At 38.8% G+C, this 14,728-nt stretch carries 14 protein-coding genes; 5 read left to right on the forward strand and 9 right to left on the reverse strand.

The window, feature by feature from the left end:
- Positions 1 to 132: 132 nt before the first annotated feature.
- Together E1I69_RS07745 and E1I69_RS07750 are read right to left on the reverse strand one after the other, a co-directional pair.
- Positions 133 to 504 (reverse strand): DUF488 domain-containing protein, encoded by a 372-nt coding sequence (locus tag E1I69_RS07745; protein ID WP_136379031.1) that lies wholly within the window; start codon positions 502 to 504, stop codon positions 133 to 135.
- A gap of 54 nt (positions 505 to 558) precedes the next feature.
- Positions 559 to 1,029, reverse strand: a complete 471-nt coding sequence (locus E1I69_RS07750; protein WP_347561798.1) for a DnaJ family domain-containing protein — start codon at positions 1,027 to 1,029, stop codon at positions 559 to 561.
- 175 nt (positions 1,030 to 1,204) lie between these two features.
- Here E1I69_RS07750 and mreBH point away from each other — a divergent pair, with 175 nt between their 5' ends.
- A complete protein-coding gene (gene mreBH / locus E1I69_RS07755; RefSeq protein WP_136379032.1) occupies positions 1,205 to 2,212 on the forward strand; it encodes a rod-share determining protein MreBH in 1,008 nt (335 codons plus the stop codon).
- 104 nt (positions 2,213 to 2,316) lie between these two features.
- Here the strand turns inward: mreBH and E1I69_RS07760 are convergent, their stop codons facing one another.
- Positions 2,317 to 3,024, reverse strand: a complete 708-nt coding sequence (locus E1I69_RS07760) for a TerC family protein (protein ID WP_136379051.1) — start codon at positions 3,022 to 3,024, stop codon at positions 2,317 to 2,319.
- A 270-nt stretch (positions 3,025 to 3,294) separates the two neighbouring features.
- Between E1I69_RS07760 and E1I69_RS07765 the strand changes: the two genes are divergently transcribed.
- Positions 3,295 to 3,711, forward strand: a complete 417-nt coding sequence (locus tag E1I69_RS07765; protein ID WP_136379033.1) for an SRPBCC family protein — start codon at positions 3,295 to 3,297, stop codon at positions 3,709 to 3,711.
- Complete coding sequence (locus E1I69_RS07770; RefSeq protein ID WP_136379034.1) at positions 3,711 to 4,079, forward strand: ArsR/SmtB family transcription factor; 369 nt, start codon at positions 3,711 to 3,713, stop codon at positions 4,077 to 4,079. Before E1I69_RS07765 ends, E1I69_RS07770 begins: the two co-directional genes overlap by 1 nt.
- Before the next feature lie 541 nt (positions 4,080 to 4,620).
- Here the strand turns inward: E1I69_RS07770 and E1I69_RS07775 are convergent.
- The 4 genes from E1I69_RS07775 to E1I69_RS07790 all read right to left on the reverse strand — a co-directional run bounded on the left by E1I69_RS07775 (position 4,621) and on the right by E1I69_RS07790 (position 8,998).
- Entirely contained in the window at positions 4,621 to 5,814 is a 1,194-nt protein-coding gene (locus tag E1I69_RS07775) for an ATP-binding protein (RefSeq protein ID WP_136379035.1), read from the reverse strand.
- A 113-nt stretch (positions 5,815 to 5,927) separates the two neighbouring features.
- Complete coding sequence (locus E1I69_RS07780) at positions 5,928 to 6,608, reverse strand: Na-translocating system protein MpsC family protein (protein WP_136379036.1); 681 nt, start codon at positions 6,606 to 6,608, stop codon at positions 5,928 to 5,930.
- A gap of 142 nt (positions 6,609 to 6,750) precedes the next feature.
- On the reverse strand, positions 6,751 to 7,440 hold the full coding sequence (locus E1I69_RS07785; RefSeq protein ID WP_136379037.1) for a Na-translocating system protein MpsC family protein: 690 nt from the start codon (positions 7,438 to 7,440) through the stop codon (positions 6,751 to 6,753).
- A gap of 229 nt (positions 7,441 to 7,669) precedes the next feature.
- Positions 7,670 to 8,998, reverse strand: a complete 1,329-nt coding sequence (locus E1I69_RS07790) for a polysaccharide biosynthesis protein (RefSeq protein ID WP_136379038.1) — start codon at positions 8,996 to 8,998, stop codon at positions 7,670 to 7,672.
- A gap of 247 nt (positions 8,999 to 9,245) precedes the next feature.
- Between E1I69_RS07790 and E1I69_RS07795 the strand changes: the two genes are divergently transcribed.
- On the forward strand, positions 9,246 to 10,802 hold the full coding sequence (locus E1I69_RS07795) for an ABC-F family ATP-binding cassette domain-containing protein (protein WP_136379039.1): 1,557 nt from the start codon (positions 9,246 to 9,248) through the stop codon (positions 10,800 to 10,802).
- A gap of 23 nt (positions 10,803 to 10,825) precedes the next feature.
- On the opposite strand, the gene helD is transcribed toward E1I69_RS07795, so the two are convergent.
- Positions 10,826 to 13,126: an RNA polymerase recycling motor HelD gene (gene helD / locus E1I69_RS07800; RefSeq protein WP_136379040.1), complete on the reverse strand. Its 2,301-nt coding sequence runs from the start codon at positions 13,124 to 13,126 to the stop codon at positions 10,826 to 10,828.
- Positions 13,127 to 13,394: 268 nt separating this feature from the next.
- Between helD and E1I69_RS07805 the strand changes: the two genes are divergently transcribed.
- Positions 13,395 to 13,619 (forward strand): hypothetical protein, encoded by a 225-nt coding sequence (locus tag E1I69_RS07805; RefSeq protein ID WP_136379041.1) that lies wholly within the window; start codon positions 13,395 to 13,397, stop codon positions 13,617 to 13,619.
- Between the two features lie 77 nt (positions 13,620 to 13,696).
- Here the strand turns inward: E1I69_RS07805 and E1I69_RS07810 are convergent, their stop codons facing one another.
- Complete coding sequence (locus E1I69_RS07810; RefSeq protein WP_161974857.1) at positions 13,697 to 14,710, reverse strand: ATP-binding protein; 1,014 nt, start codon at positions 14,708 to 14,710, stop codon at positions 13,697 to 13,699.
- Between the last annotated feature and the right edge of the window lie 18 nt (positions 14,711 to 14,728).

The raw sequence follows: 14,728 nt of genomic DNA on the forward strand, positions 1-14,728 counted from the left end.
TATTGTGGGAAGCTGTGGTTCCTCATTTACTGCCGCTATTGTAAAAATACTGCCGCTATCTGAGATTTACTGCCACTATTTTAAAAATACTGCCGCTAAATAAAATTTACTGCCACTAACCCATTTTCAATTTTATATTTCCACTTCACACTCCAACACTTCCTTCAGGACAACCGCCTGGTTATGTACTTCATCCTTTGCACCAAAAAGAAGAGTTACTTTTTCTTCCCCGATCATGTGCAGTAATTCTTGAATTGCCACTTTTTTCTCGTCGTCACCCTGTAATTCTTTTATGTACTGCTCTTTAAACTCTTCAAAGCGTTCAGGTTTGTGGTTAAATTCCTTGCGAAGCTCCGTGCTTGGGGCGATTTCCTTCATCCACCTATCAAGCTGTGCTTTGTCCTTTGAAATCCCTCGTGGCCAGATGCGATCCACCAATATCCGTATTCCGTCCTCCTCACTAGCAGGCTCATAAATTCGTTTTACTACTAGATTTTCGTTCAAAACTGTTTTCCCTCCAAAAAAAGGGCAAAACGCAATGTTTTAGCCCCTTCTACTTTATTTGAATTTGTTATGCATTTTCATTTGATAGTCTTTGAAAACCGCTGAATGCGAGGTCTTTCTATTTTTTAAGATTTGATTTAAGCGAAACTGTTTTTCGTTTAATTTTTTCTGATAGATCACTCGCTGCTCCTCATCTTCACAATTATCAAGTAAATTCTCTATGGTGAGTAGCTCTTTTTTAATCTCGGTTTCCTCATTAATGAAGCCGGAGTTTTTCATGACGCGATAAGCCATGCGAAGATCCTCTGGAATCGCGGAATCATCATCAAGCTTCAGCGGCTTCCCGTAACCAGGAAGGTTGTCAAATTCTCCATCCTTATAGGCCTTGCGAATTTTATCCTCTGAAATAATAGTTGAAAAATCGATTGTCTTCGCCCTCCTTTTTTGGAGTGTTTCATCTACTACTATTTTACGTGTATTTTGAACAAATTGCCATTCTTCACTTATATTTCTCCTATGTTTCATTCTTTACAATATGACAACAACCCCCAAAAATCGACACATTTTCATGAATCCTTATAAGGTGAAGTGGGTTAATATGACTACTCATCAATTTTAAAAGGAATAGCTTAAATATTTCGGACGAATGTTTATGGCTATTAGTATATAACCACCAAACTCTTTGAAGGATGGAGATAATATGTTTTCAAATACGGAAATAGGAATTGATTTAGGAACTGCAAATATTTTGGTATACACTAAAAATAAAGGCATCATCATTAATGAGCCATCCGTTGTGGCTCTTGACACGGAAACGAATAATGTCATCGCTGTTGGTACAGAAGCAAAAAGAATGATTGGGAAAACACCTGAAAAAATCGTGACAATTCGCCCTTTACGAAAAGGCGTGATTGCAGACTTCAACGTGACTGCTGACATGCTTCGCCATATTATGAAAAAAGTTAGTCAAAAAATTGGGTACTCGATTCGTAAACCGAATGTGGTCGTTTGTACACCTTCTGGGTCAACCTCAGTTGAACGACGTGCAATCCAGGACGCAATTAGACAATGTGGTGCAAAGCAGGTTTACTTAATCGAAGAGCCAGTTGCCGCAGCAGTTGGTTCAGATTTACCTGTTGATGAGCCAGTAGCCAACGTAGTCGTTGATATTGGCGGGGGGAATACAGAAGTCGCGATTATTTCCTTTGGCGGCGTCGTAACGTGTAACTCAGTAAGAATTGGTGGCGACCAGTTTGATGAAGATATCATTCAATATGTACGAAAAAAATACAATGTCTTGATTGGGGAACATACCGCTGAACAGATTAAATTTGAAATCGGCTATGCCCTTATTGATCATGAAGTAAAGACAATGGAAATTCGTGGTCGTGACCTTGTTACAGGTCTTCCTAAAACCATTACCTTACGTTCAACTGAAGTGCAAGAAACATTAAAAGAATCATTACTTCATATTTTAGAAGCAATCCGCGCAACATTAGAGGATTGTCCACCAGAACTAAGTGGTGATATTGTCGACCGCGGGATCATTTTAACAGGCGGCAGTGCGTTATTAAACGGTCTACAGGAGTGGCTAAGCCAGGAAATCTTTGTCCCTGTCCACCTTGCACCAAACCCGCTTGAATCAGTTGCAGTCGGAACAGGACGTTCCCTAAGCATCATCCACAAACTTCACAAAATCGCTAAATAAGGACCAGAGGGACGGTTGGACGGTTCTACTGGTCCCCTGCTGTACCTGTTCAAGTATAAAAAAAAGTAGCCACAGGAACCGTCCCTGTGGCTACTTGTATTTTATTATGCTGTATGTTGTAATGCTTCTCGTTTTGCTGCGATTTTTTTGTTTTTTGCATAGCCAAGTCCTAGGACAAGGATGGTTAATACTGCAGCAATTAGGTATGTTACGGGTCCATGTTCAATGTGAAGGAAGTTTGTTAGCCCTTTGTCCTTGAACACCATTTCTCCTGCAGTCCAGGCAAGGATACCTGCTCCAATATAAGCAATCCAAGAAAATCTGTTCATGGCTTTTACAATGAACTTAGATCCAAAGATCATAATCGGAATACTGATAAGAACACCAAGTGCAATCATGCCAATGTGTCCGTCTGCTGCACCTGCTACCGCAACAACATTATCCAGGCTCATTACCGCATCTGCCATGATAATCGTACCAATCGCTGCCATAATACCATTTGAAGACTTCACATGTGCTTCTCCCTCTTCTTCAACCAATACCTTGTAGGCGATGAATAGAAGCAGTACTCCACCGATCACATTCACAAATGGAATTTTTAATAAGTAAACAATGATGGCTGCAAATAAAATACGTAAAATAACAGCCCCTGCTGTTCCCCAAAAGATTGCTTTATTTTGCTGATCTTTCGGAAGGTTTCTAGTTGCCATTGCAATAACAACAGCGTTGTCTCCAGATAAAATAATATCAATTGCAATGATTTTCAATAAAGCGATTGCCGCTCCAGAAGAGATAGCTAGTCCAAGAATCATTAGCATATCCATAGGGAAATTCCCCCTCAATTAATATAGTAAAATAGTTCATTTTTCATTCCATAATCTAGCATACTCCTATTTTTTGTTACTTTCAATAATTGAGCTACGAATCTTGCTTACAAAACCGCCACAATTATCCAACATGTTATTTTTAATAATCGCGCATACTATTTCAATATAATCACCTTGACATAACACCATTTGGTTTCATATAATCAAAATGCGAAACCAAATGGTTTTATTTTAATTTTAAAAGGAGAATGATTTATGACAACTGTACCTGATATAAAACAAACCGTATTAATTGAAGCACCTATTCAAAAAGTATGGGATCTTGTGTCGACGGGCGAGGCAATCGGAACGTGGTTTATGCCAAATGATTTGGTTGCTGAGGAAGGACACGAGTTTCATATCCAATCTCCATTCGGACCTTCTCCTTGTAAGGTGTTAGAGGTAGACCCACCACATCGCCTTACCTTTTCTTGGGATACTGAAGGCTGGTTTGTAGAGTTCCTATTAAAAGAAATAGACGGCAAAACAGAATTCACTCTCATTCATGGTGGCTGGAAGGATTCCGAAGCAATCATCGGAAAAGCCAATCGAACTAATGCTGAAGTTCGTGAAACAATGAATGGCGGTTGGGCAGGTATCGTACAAAAGCTGCGTCAGGTGGCGACAAATTAGTGGCTGAATCCGCTCAAAAATATGATGTATTCCAAGCAATAGCTGACCCAACACGTCGAGAGGTACTACGCCTCCTCTCTAATAAGGAATTGCCTATTTCGGAAATCACCAGGCATTTTTCAATGAGCCGAACGGCTGTCGCAAAGCATCTTCACATTCTTTCAGAAGCAAATTTAGTAAGTGGTCAGAAAGTAGGAAGAGAAAAACGCTATCGCCTTCAGCCTGAATCTTTGTCGGAGCTACACGAATGGCTTTCCTATTTCGATCAATTCTGGAACAACAAACTATCAATGTTGAAGCATATCGCTGAGAATGGTTCAGACGGTGGGTTAAAAGTGGTGAAGTCGGTAGAGTCAGAGGCCGAGTAAGTTGGGGGAAGGGTTTTTGTGCTGGGTTCGGGACTCCACCTACTCTCGTGTGGAACTTTTTTTCGAGATGTGGTTGCGTTTTGGTGGGTTTGGTGCTCAAGCGTTGGTGAAGAGGATTTTGGTTGTGAATTGAGTTCAGTTTCCTCTTCATTGTCTTGATGAAAAGGACTTTGAGCAAGGTCTGAGCTTGATTTCCTTTTCATTGCCTTGATGAAGAGGATTTTGATGAAGGTCTGAGTTCGATTTCCTTTTCATTGCCTAGATGAAAAGGATTTTGATAAAGGTTTGAGTTCGGTTTCCTCTTCATTGCCTTGATGAAGAGGATTTTGGTTGTGAGTTGAGTACATTTTCCTCTTCAAAAATTTGATGAGGGGCTTTCCGCACAAGCTTCAGGTTCGGGTCTTCATACACCCGATGAAGTACCATTCGCACAAACTCAGCATGCGTTCGGTCCTTCATCACACCAATGAAAATCGGCCACACCAGCGGAAGTTCTCTCATACACCTCACCCTCTATCCCCAAAGCGACGCAAAAAGGTCTTCAGCTGATTTGAAGACCTTCTTCGATAATAGGCAATGAGATTTCTACGGTTGTTCCTTCGTTTTCGATACTGTCGATTGTCATTTGGCCGCCGTGTTCTTGAATGATGGTTTGGCAAATCATGAGGCCGAGTCCGGTTCCTTTTTCCTTGGTGGTAAAGAAGGCATTTCCAATCCTCGAAAGCTTGTCTGCCGGAATTCCAGAACCATTGTCGGTAATTCGAATCATCGCATCTCCACCTTTTGAATACAGTGAAATATCGATGAGCCCTCCATCTTCAATCGCTTCAATGCTATTTTTTAAGATGTTAATAAACACTTGTTTTAGCTTGTTCTCCTCACAATTAATGAACGCACCTTTAAGATCATGATAGGTGGTCTTAATCTGGATATTATGTAGAATTGCCTGGGTGTCTAATAGGAACACAACTTCATTTAGTATATTTGTGATTTTTTGCTTTCGTAATTGTAACTTTTTCGGCTTTGCAAGCAACAGCATTTCATCGACAATCGTATTAATTCGTTCAATTTCAGATACCATAATCTCAGAATAGGCGTTTGTTTTTTCAGCCTGCATAAGCTGGGCAAATCCTTTTAAGCTTGTGAGTGGGTTTCGAATTTCGTGGGCGATACCAGCTGCCATCTCTCCCACCAATGAAAGCTTATCCGTTTGTTGAATGAGTTCCTCACTCTTTTTTACCTCTGTTATGTCTCGGATGACGATATATTCACAGCTTTCTCCTTGAAACGTAATCGGCATCATTTTTATTTCCACATCGATTTCGCCAAGTGCAGGATGGTCAATTTTACCCTCGGTTATCTTCTTAAATTTATGTCCTTTTTCAACTTTCCTAGTTGATTTTTCAGGATTGTATTGAATAAAGTCATTCAGGGAATGCCCCATGACCGACTTCTCATCATCAGCGCCAATTAGATATTTCCCTGTATCATTGGTATAAATGATTTTCCCATCGCGTTTTAGAAGGATCGCATATGGCGCATTCTCCACCAAAAAGCGGAACTGTCGATTTTTTCGTGATTCATAAAATGATAATAGTGAAGCACCAAGTGTAATCAGTAACAGATACGGTTCCAAACGATTCAAAAATCCAATGTAAAAGACTTTACCCAAAATCAAAATCACACAACATAAAAAAACTGCAAAATTTAACGCTTTCCATCTTCTGACTCCCATTTATTCCCCAACCTTTTTCTCTATTTTTCCTAAAAAATGAAAAAAGCCAAACTTCAATAGAAGTTTGGCCATGACGAAGGCGTGTCCATAAGACATCCTCACATTTACCATCTTTATTTTAAAACAAAGCAAATTAAGCTGTTATCATTTTTAAAATCCCAGTCAATAAATATATCGATAACCTCACCTTGAAAAACTTGATCAAATTTTCCATCGCGGTGGAAGTAACCTTTTTCAAGTTCGTCTTTTGTAAAATGAAGCTGTTTGTCAAACCCTGCTTTGATTAACGCTTTTTCAATTGGAACTAAAATTCCTTCACGCTTCACAATAAAAATTTTCGGAGTAATTTGAAAACTGAATACATTATCCGGTGTTTTTTCGACAAGTTGACTAATCCGAGAGACTTCAGATTCAAGAAGTGAAAAATTGACTTCTTGATTTTTCTCCATCGGCTTTAATGGATCATTCAACACTGCAATAATGACACCTGTGTTATTCGGGAAGTTCCAATCATGAAAAAATCCCTTTATCTCCGTTTCAAGGGTGACCTGGTATACACCCTTTAATTCAGCTAGGATATTTTTAATCACAACATCCCTTGCATGATCTAATTGAATCCGCTGATTTTCCTGTAAAAGAACCTCTTCCATCGGAGAGACAAAACCACGTATATGCAGGACTAAGAATTGATCGGATGTTACCGCAGAACATGACTCGGGTCCCCTCCCAAATTTATTACGGAGAAGTTTGCTAGTGTAACTGCTTATGTATTTCAATTTTTCTTGTAAATTCATGTGATCCCCACCTTTAGGGAATTCACCACAATAACCAATGACTTCAAATTCATCAGCCTTCATTATTGTAGCATTATTTCCCTACCATTTCCATGTTTACCATTTAGTTTGGGCCATTTGGGTGGGAATTATGAAAACAACCTTATTTACAATAAAAAATTTTATAGTTTTCATCTTTTTCGTAATCCCAAATCATAAAAATATCATGAATTTCATTGTTGATGATTTTATTAAACCGATTTTTACTTGTATCGTATCTTTTTCGGATACTGTTTTCTCTTTCCTTAAGGATGTGCATTCCTTTTTCTATAAGGATTCTTTCAATTGGCAGTATATATCCTTCAGTTCGTATGATATAAATCGTATCACCAATCTTAGTTAAACTCTGTTCGTTTGGTTGATATTGATAAAATTCACTTTGCTTACTAATTTCTTTTCGAAGTAACATAAATTCAACTGAATTTTCCACTTCAATCGGCTTTTCTGCTTTCACAGTGGCAAGCAAGACCCCAGAGTTTTTTTGGAAATTCCAATCATGGTATAAGTTAGTGATTGATTTCCCGCATATTTCTCCCAACGTTTCCTGTATTGGGTCTAAAAGGTCTTCCATAATAGTTTTGCGAATTTTATCAGCAGTCGCAAAATCCTTATTTTTAACGAGTTCATATTCAATTTTCGTCATAAACTTTTTAATATGAATGACAATATATTGATCCGAAATCGATGTATAGCAAGTTTCCGGTCCTTTTCCAAATTTTGATTTTATTAGTTTACTCACATAGCTGCTAATATGCGTTAATTCTTCCTGTTTTGTAATGTTTCTCATCGACATGCGAACCCTAATCCTCCTAAAAACACAATAAAAAATGGCCTAACCTCTACACAAATAGAAGTTAGGCCATGGTTAGACTTATTCGTATTCTACCATTTACCACTCTTAAACAAATGTATTATTAAATTTTACTAGTTTAATTGATTCATAAAAAAACGTGATTAATGACTGCTAGACATTAATCTTGCTCATTATATCACGAAGTTACTTGAATAACAAACATATTGAATCATGCCGCGGTACCCAAGAATTTTGTTGAAATCACAGAGACTCCGATTTTTTTGCAGATGGTGACATAATGCATCATAGCAAGTAAAACGGCACCCATGTTCATGCCGACGATGATTCCTTCCATTTGCAGTGTTTGGAGTGAACCTAGAGCGAACATAATCGCAAAGGACACTACTGTTGACCATACATTATGGATGAATGCATCCTTCACTAGTCCTAGCCCAATTAAGAACGCCTGCATTGGAGTTAAGAAGAAATGGAATAAGAAATAGGGCCAAAGCATTTGCAAATAGACAGTTGCAGATGATGATTCAAAGAAAATATGGGTAAGCGGCTCTGCGAAATAATAAAAAATGACGCAGGCTGGAATGCCATATAGGAAGGTCATTCTCATTACCTGTTGGAGCAAGGATTGTAGCATCGACATGTCCCGCTTTGCATAAGCTTCTGACACCGTTGGAATTAACACAATGAGCAACGAATGGGCGATGAACGCCGGGAAAAAGCCAATTGTTAAGGCGACCCCTGTCATCAATCCAAAATGCTCAGTTGCCACATCGATAGACATTCCCGATTGTAGTAAAGCCGCCTTGATCAGAAATGGCTGTACCGCATGTGATATGGAATGGAATATACGCATCCCCGTTGTTGGTAAGGAAACAGACAGTAGGTTTCGGCGGACTGCTTTTCCACTTAAAGACGATGTTGGCACTTGACCTAACCTGCGAAAGTGAACGATATACTCAAAACCTAAATAGCCAAACACGATTAAATCACTTGCGACAATGGTACACAGCGCAATTAAAATGGACGTATGGATTTCAAATTCAAGCAATTGATAAATAAACACTAACAAAATTAATTGCACGGCCTTACGCAGGAAATTTGCAAAGGCAATGCGCCCCATTGATTGAATCCCCATAAAGTAGCCACGGGCAATCGATAAAAATGAAACAATCGGGATAAAGATGATGACTAACCATTTCACAAATGGATGGTAATCGTCGAATAAAGGTATGACTGGTAAAATTACAAATGCCAAGGACATAATAATCGCTGTAAATACCGTTGTTAATACGGTCGCATGCTTTAACATGCTACGGTGATACCTGTCCTCTTTTTCAGCAATAAATTTCGAAATCGACACAGGCAGCTCAAGACTAGCTAAAATGACCACTAAAAAAATAGATGGCAGGATTGTCATATATAATCCCATTCCATGCCCACCAAGTTCCTTTGCTAGAACGAGATTGATCAAAAATTCAACACACTCTCCAATAAATGCAGCAATAACTAATAACAATGTCCCTTTAAAAAATGTCTTCATCCTGTAGCCCCTTATTTATTTTTTTCAGTACTATATAAATATGAGACAAGTCCGCAGATTATTTGACCAAAAGAAAAATTTTACTCTACTTCTAAATAAAGTACCCTTCCCAACCCCTTCATTTCTCGTTTATAATCTGTATATGAACCATAGGGACGGTTCTATTGGTCCCTATTTATTTAAATTTTTTGAAAACAAGGGACCAGTGGAACCGTCCCCCTGGTCCCTAGAAAAAGGTGTTAAATAGATGAGTATATTGACAGTTTCTAATGTGAGCCATGGTTTTGGTGATCGTGCGATTTTTAATGATGTTTCGTTTCGTCTTTTGAAGGGGGAGCATATCGGGTTAATTGGGGCAAATGGTGAAGGTAAATCTACGTTTATGAATATCATCACCGGGAAGCTTGAGCCTGATGCAGGTAAGATTGAATGGTCAAAGAATGTACGGATTGGATATCTTGACCAACACACTGTCCTTCAAAAAGGCATGACGATTCGTGATGTGTTAAATAGTGCTTTCCAGTATTTATTCGATATGGAAGCAGAAATGAATGAGCTTTACGGAAAAATGGGTGACGCCACTCCTGAGGAGCTTGAAAAAATGCTTGAGGATGTCGGAATCATACAAGACACCCTGACAAACAATGATTTTTACGTCATCGATGCAAAGGTCGATGAGATTGCCCGTGGATTGGGCCTTGAGGATATCGGTCTTGAGCGTGATGTTCAGGATTTAAGTGGTGGTCAACGTACAAAGGTCTTACTTGCGAAGCTATTGCTTGAAAAGCCAGACATTCTATTACTGGATGAGCCGACTAACTATTTAGATGAACAGCATATTATCTGGTTAAGACGTTATCTCCAAGAATATGAAAATGCGTTTATCCTGATTTCACATGATATTCCATTTTTAAATAGCGTCATCAATCTGATCTACCACATGGAAAATCAGGAGCTTAATCGCTATGTTGGGGATTATGATAACTTCCAGAAGGTGTACGAAGTGAAGAAGCAACAGCTTGAGTCTGCATATAAAAAGCAGCAACAAGAAATTTCTGAACTTAAAGACTTTGTAGCCCGTAACAAGGCGCGTGTTTCCACTCGAAACATGGCAATGTCTCGCCAGAAGAAGCTTGATAAAATGGAAGTCATTGAGTTGGCAAAAGAAAAGCCAAAGCCAGAATTCAATTTTAGGATAGGCAAAACTTCAAGCAAACTTATTTTTGAAACGAAGGATCTTGTCATCGGGTATGATGAACCACTTTCAAAGCCGCTTAATATTCGCATGGAAAGAGGCCAAAAGATTGCATTGGTAGGAGCAAACGGAATCGGGAAAACGACGCTGCTTCGAAGCATTCTTGGCATGAACAAACCGCTTTCCGGAACAGTTGAGCTTGGAGAAAATCAAGAAATCGGCTATTTCGAACAAGAGATTAAAGAAGCAAACTATAATACATGTATTGAAGAAATTTGGAGTGAGTTCCCTTCCTTCAACCAATATGAAGTTCGTGCTGCACTTGCGAAATGTGGCCTTACAACAAAGCATATTGAGAGCAAGGTTGAAGTCCTAAGTGGTGGCGAAAAGGCGAAGGTACGTCTTTGTAAACTAATCAATAAAGACACAAATATCCTCCTTCTTGACGAGCCAACAAACCATCTTGATGTCGACGCGAAGGATGAACTAAAACGAGCTCTAAAAGAATATAAAGGAACCATCCTCCTTATCTGCCATGAGCCAGAATTTTATCAAGATGTCGTCACAGATGTGTGGAATGTTGAATCCTGGACAACAAAAGTATTCTAATCAAAGAAACGCAAAGCACCTAATCAGGTGGTTTGCGTTTTTTCATACAATTCCTCGTCCACGTTATCCAGTAGGAAATTGGTCAGGTCGGTCCCGACAAAATGCAATCGGTGCAATGGTCGAGTCATGGAAACGTATAGAAGTTTGATGTCAATTTCATTGTTGTAAAATTTCTCCTCATTTGAATAGACGATCACCGCGTCAAATTCTAACCCCTTCGACAAATGAGAACTCACGACCACGACTTCTTCCTTTTTAATCTCTTCATTTTCTTTCAAAAACTGAACTGGAAGGTCACTATACTTTTTAAACGTTTTCGCTAGCTTTTGACACTCTTTATTGGTCTTTCCGATGATCGCCACTGTTTTCATATTTTCATCGTAAAGTTTTTTTATAATCCCTGTGAGTGCCTTCACGGTTTCTTTTTCCACTCCGTTCATCTGATGAAAAGCAGGCTTCTCACCATGTCGAACAACCGGCTCGACCATTGGTAAATCTAGCTCCAGCAGTTCAAGTAACTGATTTGCTGTATTCATAATTTCAATGGTGGTCCGATAGCTTTTTTGTAAGGTTTTAAAGGTCGCTCGAGGAAAGATTTCATCAAGAACCGGCTGCCAATTGTTGATCCCCCGATAAGAATGGATTCCTTGGGCCAAATCGCCCACTATCGTGAACATATCCGTTTCGAGAGCTGTTTTTAAGGCCACTAACTGAAAATAACTATAATCCTGCGCCTCATCAATGACGACATTGCGGGCCTTTAATTCCTTCTTCACGCCGTACAATTTTGCCTTCAAATAAAGAAGCCCAGCTAAATCCTCGAGCTCATATTGCTTCGATTTCTGGAGCTGTTTTTGATAATCCATAAAAAATTGAATTTGCTCGTCTGTCAGGAACCCGGAAGCATAAGTAGGAAAAAGTTCCGACACAAATCTTTGAAAATAATAGAAGACATCATGATGTGGTAGTTTTTTTATATAGGTATTCACTGCGGTACGAGACTGCTTCGTGATTTCTTCGATGAGCTCAGCCTTTTTATCGAGCGCTTTCGTCACATAACGACGACGTTTTTCCGAATCAATTTTTGTTTTAAACAAGACGTTATCCAGCTTATCATCATAAAACTTCGTAACCTTATGAAGCATATTCTTTTTTTGAAGCCGCACTGTATTTTGAAGCACCTTTTTTACCTTATCAATTCGTTTATAATAAGGAAGATAGCGATATTCATAGGTCATCAAATGGTGAATATCCCTCGCTTTGTAGAGGCGAAACTTTGAAACAAAGAAATCTTCCTGCGGCAGCAAGGAGCTTAAAATATCCTCCACAAAATGTTCAAGCATATCTCGGTACTCGAGTGAGCCTTTGAATGCGGAAATCCACTTCATCATGTCAGGATTTATAAATTCTTTATGGATAAAACCAAGTAGTTTATCATCTGGCTTTGTGAGCTTAATCGGCTTTCCAATGCACTTTTTCACATAGTCCACATAGGTTGTCTGTTGAATTTGATCCACACCGAGTTCTGGCAGAACCTCTGAAATATAATCGATGAAAAGTCGGTTTGGTGCAAGAATCATGAGTTGATCTGGTGAAAAATATTCAGCGTAGGTATAAATAAAATACGAGATTCGATGTAAGGCAATTGTTGTTTTCCCACTTCCCGCTGCTCCCTGAACAATGATCGGCTTGTTCAGATCGGCACGGATGATGTTGTTTTGCTCTTCTTGAATGGTTGACACAATATCGGTTAAACGATTGCTTGCACTTTCAGATAATGACTTTTGAAGAAGTTCATCAGTCGTTGTTAAATCAACATCCCGAATTTCCTCGAGCTCACCCTCTTCAATGATGAGCTGACGCTTTAAGGATAAATACCCCTTATACTCCTCACCCTCTGCTTCATACGAGACTTTCCCAAGGCGCCCATCATAATAAATATTCGCAACCGGTGAGCGCCAGTCTACAATAATCGGAAGCTGGGTTTCCTTATCAAAAAGAGAAACCTTTCCAAAATAAAGAATCTCCTCATTTTCCGTGTCATCTCTTTTAAAATTAATCCGGGCAAAATAAGGCTTGTTCCTATTCCTCTTCAGGTTTCGCACTTCTTCATTGGTCCTTCTTAGCAAGGTTGAATTCGTTAACATATTTAAATAGCTCAAACTGCTATCTTTAAAATCAACACCATCAAGGGCACCCTTCAAGTTTTCGCGAAAGCTTTCCTCAGTTGATTCTGAAGCCTGAATAACAATATCCATATACTTTTTCGTAAAATCTAACCGCTCTACCTCTACCTCAAAGTCCTGGTGCTTCTCATCCGACATCCAACCACCTCCGTTAACGTACAAAAAAAACCATGAATTAGCCACTAACCCACAGTAAAAAACAAAGTATTCCGAACAAAGACGTATTTTTGATTATAGTATACGCGAAAACCGAAGGCAACCTATTTTTCCATTAAAAGAATACAATTTTTAGCGCTTTCATCTTACGTACCATCCAAAAGTAGTGTATAATTTTAGTAAGTTCACAAATTATCCACAAATCGCGGATACATATAGATTGGAAAAATCAATAAAGGGGGAATAGGACATGATTCGTGCAGGGGTAGCCGCATTCTTAAGTGTTTTTCTGTTGCTCTTTGAAGGCTTTATTGTCATCAAATTAAAAGGATATACTGGCATTTATTTTGGAGATATCCACCTGTTAGTTAGCGTGCTTGCAATGAATTTCTTTTTTGCCTTCTCCATTTTAACACATATCAAAATCTGGATTGAAAACAAAGGCATGAAGGAAACAGAGACCGGAGTAAAATAAAGCAGAGCGTAAAAACAGGACCTAGTTGATCCTGTTTTTTTGTTTCTGAAAAATAAGCCAGCTCCGGTTGAGCTGACTTATTGGGTAATTGGCAAAAGTATTTCTACCGTCGTTCCTTTTCCTTCTTTACTTTCGATGTCAATTTTTCCATGATGGTCTTCAATGATTTTTCTAGACACCATCAGGCCAAGCCCAGTTCCATAATCTTTTGTTGTAAAAAATGGTTGAAACAGCTTTTCCAGTATGTCACTAGGAATTCCACAGCCATCATCGCAAATCTTAATGGACACTTTATTCTCATCAACTTGACTACCTTTAATCGAAAGTTTCCCGCCCTCTGGCATCGACTCAAACCCATTTTTAATGAGATTTAAGAATACCTGTTTCATTTGTTTCTCATCGCATTCAACGAGCGGAAATGACTCATCCATCTTCAGATCAACCTCAATATTTTTCCCTTGTTCAGATTGCTCAATGATTGAAATGACATATCCAAGATGTTCCTTCAAATTACAAGGCGCCACATTGATTTGTCTCGGCTTTCCAATCACAAGTAAATCAGTCAAGATGGAATCAATTCGGTCGATTTCTTGCTCCATTATCGAATACTGCAGATCATCCTCTTTATGCTTTTCCCGTTGAAGCTGCGTGAACCCTTTTAACGATGCCAACGGATTCCGAATTTCATGTCCAATCGTCGTTGCCATCTGCCCTACAAACGCAAGCTTCTCCTTATCTCGAAGTTCCTCGTGTGTTTCTGTTAAGGCCTTTGTATATGAGTTAAAACGAGTTAAAAGGATATAGGCAATAAGTGCAAATACACAAATGAGCACGATTGGAACTAACATTATAATACCATTTCCTAATAAAAGACCAATAAAACTATATTTCAAGATAATCGCGATTGTAACTGTCAAAAAGAACTTGTTATTTATAAAGATTGGTGCGAATAACAAAAGAGCAATTTCAGCTACATTGCCATTTTGATAGTATTCAGGCGATGTTCCCATGAAGGTAATAACATCATCAAAGGTTGTTACCACATAATATGTCACGACATACATGTATTTTATGATATAAGGTTTTTCCACTGTCTCTTATACACATCT

It is taken from the genome of Bacillus timonensis (genome assembly GCF_004799755.1).
Taxonomy (GTDB): Bacteria; Bacillota; Bacilli; order Bacillales; family Bacillaceae_L; genus Ferdinandcohnia; species Ferdinandcohnia timonensis_A.

What these genes read in the sequence shown, in the direction of transcription:
- E1I69_RS07765 (WP_136379033.1), top strand. Translation starts at nt 3,295, where the DNA reads ATGACAACTGTACCTGATATAAAACAAACCGTATTAATTGAAGCACCT.
- E1I69_RS07750 (WP_347561798.1), bottom strand. Translation starts at nt 1,029, where the DNA reads ATGAAACATAGGAGAAATATAAGTGAAGAATGGCAATTTGTTCAAAAT.
- E1I69_RS07780 (WP_136379036.1), bottom strand. Translation starts at nt 6,608, where the DNA reads ATGAATTTACAAGAAAAATTGAAATACATAAGCAGTTACACTAGCAAA.
- E1I69_RS07760 (WP_136379051.1), bottom strand. Translation starts at nt 3,024, where the DNA reads ATGATTCTTGGACTAGCTATCTCTTCTGGAGCGGCAATCGCTTTATTG.
- helD (WP_136379040.1), bottom strand. Translation starts at nt 13,126, where the DNA reads ATGTCGGATGAGAAGCACCAGGACTTTGAGGTAGAGGTAGAGCGGTTA.
- mreBH (WP_136379032.1), top strand. Translation starts at nt 1,205, where the DNA reads ATGTTTTCAAATACGGAAATAGGAATTGATTTAGGAACTGCAAATATT.
- E1I69_RS07790 (WP_136379038.1), bottom strand. Translation starts at nt 8,998, where the DNA reads ATGAAGACATTTTTTAAAGGGACATTGTTATTAGTTATTGCTGCATTT.
- E1I69_RS07785 (WP_136379037.1), bottom strand. Translation starts at nt 7,440, where the DNA reads ATGTCGATGAGAAACATTACAAAACAGGAAGAATTAACGCATATTAGC.
- E1I69_RS07805 (WP_136379041.1), top strand. Translation starts at nt 13,395, where the DNA reads ATGATTCGTGCAGGGGTAGCCGCATTCTTAAGTGTTTTTCTGTTGCTC.
- E1I69_RS07775 (WP_136379035.1), bottom strand. Translation starts at nt 5,814, where the DNA reads ATGGGAGTCAGAAGATGGAAAGCGTTAAATTTTGCAGTTTTTTTATGT.
- E1I69_RS07795 (WP_136379039.1), top strand. Translation starts at nt 9,246, where the DNA reads ATGAGTATATTGACAGTTTCTAATGTGAGCCATGGTTTTGGTGATCGT.